This is a genomic window from Amycolatopsis rhizosphaerae (genome assembly GCF_007713715.1).
Lineage (GTDB): Bacteria > Actinomycetota > Actinomycetes > Mycobacteriales > Pseudonocardiaceae > Amycolatopsis_E > Amycolatopsis_E rhizosphaerae.
Genome location: NZ_VJWX01000621.1, coordinates 1 through 3,743 on the forward strand (window position 1 = coordinate 1; position 3,743 = coordinate 3,743).

The 3,743-nt window shown below is 68.6% G+C and carries 4 protein-coding genes; 3 read left to right on the plus strand and 1 reads right to left on the minus strand.

The genetic code is table 11. From position 1 onward, the window contains the following. The coding region (locus FNH05_RS34345; RefSeq protein ID WP_144593019.1) for an alpha/beta hydrolase family protein at positions 1–888 on the plus strand (888 nt) is incomplete at its 5' end. Positions 889–1,060: 172 nt separating this feature from the next. Here FNH05_RS34345 and corA read toward each other — a convergent pair. Next, entirely contained in the window at positions 1,061–2,167 is a 1,107-nt protein-coding gene (gene corA / locus FNH05_RS34350; protein WP_144593020.1) for a magnesium/cobalt transporter CorA, read from the minus strand. A gap of 307 nt (positions 2,168–2,474) precedes the next feature. On the opposite strand from corA, the gene FNH05_RS34355 reads away from it, so the two are divergent. Beyond that, positions 2,475–2,978, plus strand: coding sequence for a MaoC family dehydratase (locus tag FNH05_RS34355; RefSeq protein ID WP_144593021.1), 504 nt, complete (start codon positions 2,475–2,477; stop codon positions 2,976–2,978). A 19-nt stretch (positions 2,979–2,997) separates the two neighbouring features. Then, on the plus strand, positions 2,998–3,743 hold a 746-nt coding region (locus FNH05_RS34360), incomplete at its 3' end, for a DUF2332 domain-containing protein (protein ID WP_144593022.1).

Here is a 3,743-nt window from a genome sequence, read left to right on the forward strand (position 1 = left end):
GACTGGGCGGGGACCGTCACCCACGCCGTGAGCGCCGTGCCGGTCACGGGGCGCGGCCTGCCGGTCTTGATCTACTCCCCGGGGCTCGGCGAGCCGAGGACGTGGGGCACCACTCTCGTCGAGGATCTGGCGAGCCGCGGCTACGTGGTCGTCACGGTGGACCACACCTACGAGTCCCCGGAGGTCCAGTTCCCGGACGGCTCGCTGGCGACCATGGCGGCACCGGGAGACCCGGACAGCTTCCTTTCCAAGGCGCTCTCCGTGCGCACCGACGACACCCGTTTCGTGCTGGACCAGTTGGCGCTGCTGGATTCCGGGCGGAGCCCGGACGTCGACGGCCTGCGGCTGCCACCGGGCCTCGCCGGGGCGCTCGACCTGAGCAGGGTGGGCATGTTCGGGCATTCGATGGGCGGCACGGCCGCGGCGGTGACCATGGCGGCCGAGCCCAGGATCACCGCGGGCATCAACTTCGACGGCAACCTCACCCATTTCGACGGAACGCCGATTCCGGTGGCCGAAAACGGGCTCGACCGGCCGTTCCTGCTCGTGGGCAAGGACGGCAAGACCGACACCGGCCCCGGCTGGACCACGTTCCTCTCGAACACCAAGGGCTGGGCACGGCAACTCCTGCTGCGCGGCTCACAGCACGCTTCGTTCACCGACGCGGAAACGCTGCTGCCGCAGCTCGACCTCGACCCCGCCGTGCGCGAGGCCGACATCGGCACGATCGAGCCGCACACCGCCATCCGGACCCAGGAGGCCTACGTCGCCGCCTTCTTCGACCGCTGGCTCCGGGACCGGGACGATCACCTGCTGGACGGCCCCTCACCCGCATACCCGGCCATGGCCTTCGTCGGTGAGGGCGGTACGAGCGCGGCGCATCGATGACCTGCATCCGAAACCGGCTCCGCGCACCGCTTTCAGTGCCCTGCGCGCGCCAGATCGGGGTAGTCGGCGATGAACATGGCCACCGCGCCGATCCACAGCAGGCACAGGGCCAGGGCCCAGAACTTGAGGCTGGTCAGCAGACGGCTCATCGGGAACTCCTTGTTCAGAAGGTTTACAGCCAGTCGTTCCTTCTGAATATTCGGTAGAGGAGCAGGCAGATGCCGAGAATCACGACCAGCACCAGCGGATAGCCGAACTTCCAGTGCAGTTCGGGCATGTAGTCGAAGTTCATGCCGTAGATGCCGGCGATCATCGTGGGCACCGTGATCATCGCCGCCCAGGCGGTGATCTTGCGCATGTCGGTGTTCTGCTGCAGCGAGATCTTCGCCACGGTCGCGTCCACCAGTGTGGTCAGCAGCTCGTCGAAGTTGGCCACCCGTTCCGAGACCGTGGTCAGGTGGTCGTCGACGTCCCGGAAATAGGAGCGGACATCCTCCGGGACCAGTCGCGTGAACCCCTCCGCGAGGCGGCGCACCGGGGTGGCCAGCGGCATCACCGCGCGGCGCAGCTCCAGCACCTCGCGCTTCATCAGGTAGATCTGCTCGGCGCTGACCATGGTGCGCGGGGCGAAGACGTGGGTCTCCATCTCCTCGATGTCGTCCTCGACCGCGCTGGTCACCTCGAGGTAGTGGTCGACAACGTGGTCGGTGACGGCGTGCAGCACCGCGGCCGGGCCCGCCTTCAGCCGTTCCGGCTCCCGGTCGAGGTCCTGCCGCAGCTTGCCGAGGCCCGAATGGGCGCCGTGCCGGACGGTGATGATGAAGTCAAGGCCGAGGAAGGCCATCAGTTCACCGGTCTCGACGATCTCGCTGGCCGCGGTCGGGGATTCGTGCTCGACGTAGCGCAGCGTCTTGAGCACCATGAACAGCGTGTCGTCGTAGCGTTCGAGCTTCGGCCGCTGGTGCGCCTGGACGGCGTCCTCCACGGCGAGTTCGTGCAGCCCGTACATCTCCGCGATGCCCTGGATCTGTTGCTGGTCGGGTTCGTGCAGGCCGATCCAGACGAACCCTTCCCGCCGCCGCCGGACCTCCTTGATCGCCTCGGCGTGCGTCCGGCGACCGGGCAGTCGCGCGCCGTCGACGTACACGGCGCAGTCGACGATGTAGGCCGACAACGGCACCGGAATGGGCGGCTGCACCCGGTTGCGGCCGTTGCCGCGGGCGCCGTTACGGGGATTGCCCCGGCCCCGCAGGCCGCCGAGGGAAGGAATCGCAGGCATGGGGTCTCCTGGCTACGTAGAACGTGCTACGACAGCCGGAGCGGAATCTGTCCGCCCGGCCATGGCCAGCGTTACCCGGGAAGTGGCTACCGTCCGGACATCGGCCCGGACGACGGGGGAACGCTGGGACTGCTAGGGAGCGGACTATCGCCACTACTCATCGCGCGTTCCTCACCTCCTCGGGCCGGGGGACAGTGTGCCGGTGGTCGCGTTGACGCGACTGGCTCCGTTGGTTGAGGGTACTCCTCAACATCAATCACGTCGCTCCAGCCCGGTGTGGCGTTACGCGCAACAAGGAGGTTCCACGGTGCAATTCGGGCGGTACTTCGAGGAGTTCGAGGTGGGTGCGGTCTACAAGCACTGGCCCGGCAAGACGGTGACCGAGTACGACGACCACCTGTTCTGCCTGCTCACCATGAATCACCACCCGCTGCACATGGACGCGCACTACGCGGGCGAGACCACCGATTTCGGCAAGAACGTCGTGGTCGGCAACTACATCTACTCGCTACTGCTGGGCATGTCCGTGCCGGACGTTTCGGGCAAGGCGATCGCCAATCTGGAAGTCGAATCCCTCAAGCACGTGAAGCCGACCTTCCACGGCGACACTATTTACGGCGAGACCGAGGTGCTCGACAAGACCCCCTCGAAGTCCAAGGACGACCGTGGCGTGGTCTACGTCGAAACGCGGGGCTACAAGCAGGACGGCACCATCGTGTGCGTTTTCCGCCGTAAGGTGATGGTGCCGAAGCGTTCCTACGGCGAGACCCGTGGCGGTGAGCAGCCCGGGAGGCCGGTTCCCCACGCGTAGGCAGGAGGAGGAGTAGCGCGTGACCGTCGGACTGGACGAACTCAAGCGGCGGCTGGGCGGCTTCGCCGCCGACCAGGCAGCCGGAGTCTCGCCGCTCTACGAGCACCTGGCCGCGAGCGCGGCCGGGGACGACGAGGTCGCCGGGCTGCTGCTGGCCGCGCCGGACGAGCACGCCGGTGCGCCGCTGCTGCTGGCCGCGGCGCACCGGCTCGTCCAGGCCGACCCGGTCCACCCGCTGTCCCGTTACTACCCCTCGCTCGGCGGGTTCGACGGCGTCGACGGGGCGACGTGGCCGCTGTTTCGCGAATTCCTCCTCGACCGCGCGGAGCGGGCGCGGGAGATCATCGCCACCCGCCGGGTCGAAACGAACGAAGTGGGCCGCGCGGCGGGGATCTATCCCGCCGTCGCGGCCGCGGCCAAGCAGGCGGGCGGCAAGGTCGCGCTGCTCGAGGCGGGCTGTGCCGCGGGCCTGCTGCTCGGTCTCGACCGCTTCGGCTACCGCTACCAGTGCGACGGCGGTGAGCAGCTCGTCGCGGGCCCGGCGAAGGCGGCCGTCGGGCTGCACTGCGCGCTGGACCTCGCGCCCGGCGCGGTACTGCCGAAGCTGCCGAAGAAGCTCGCCGTGACCGCCAAGGTGGGCCTGGACAGCGAGCCCGTCGACTCCTCCGACGAAGAGGAGCTCGCCTGGCTGGAGGCCTGTGTCTGGGCCGACCAGCTGGACCGCATCCGGCAGCTGCGGGTGGCCGCGGCGGCGCAGCGCAAGGA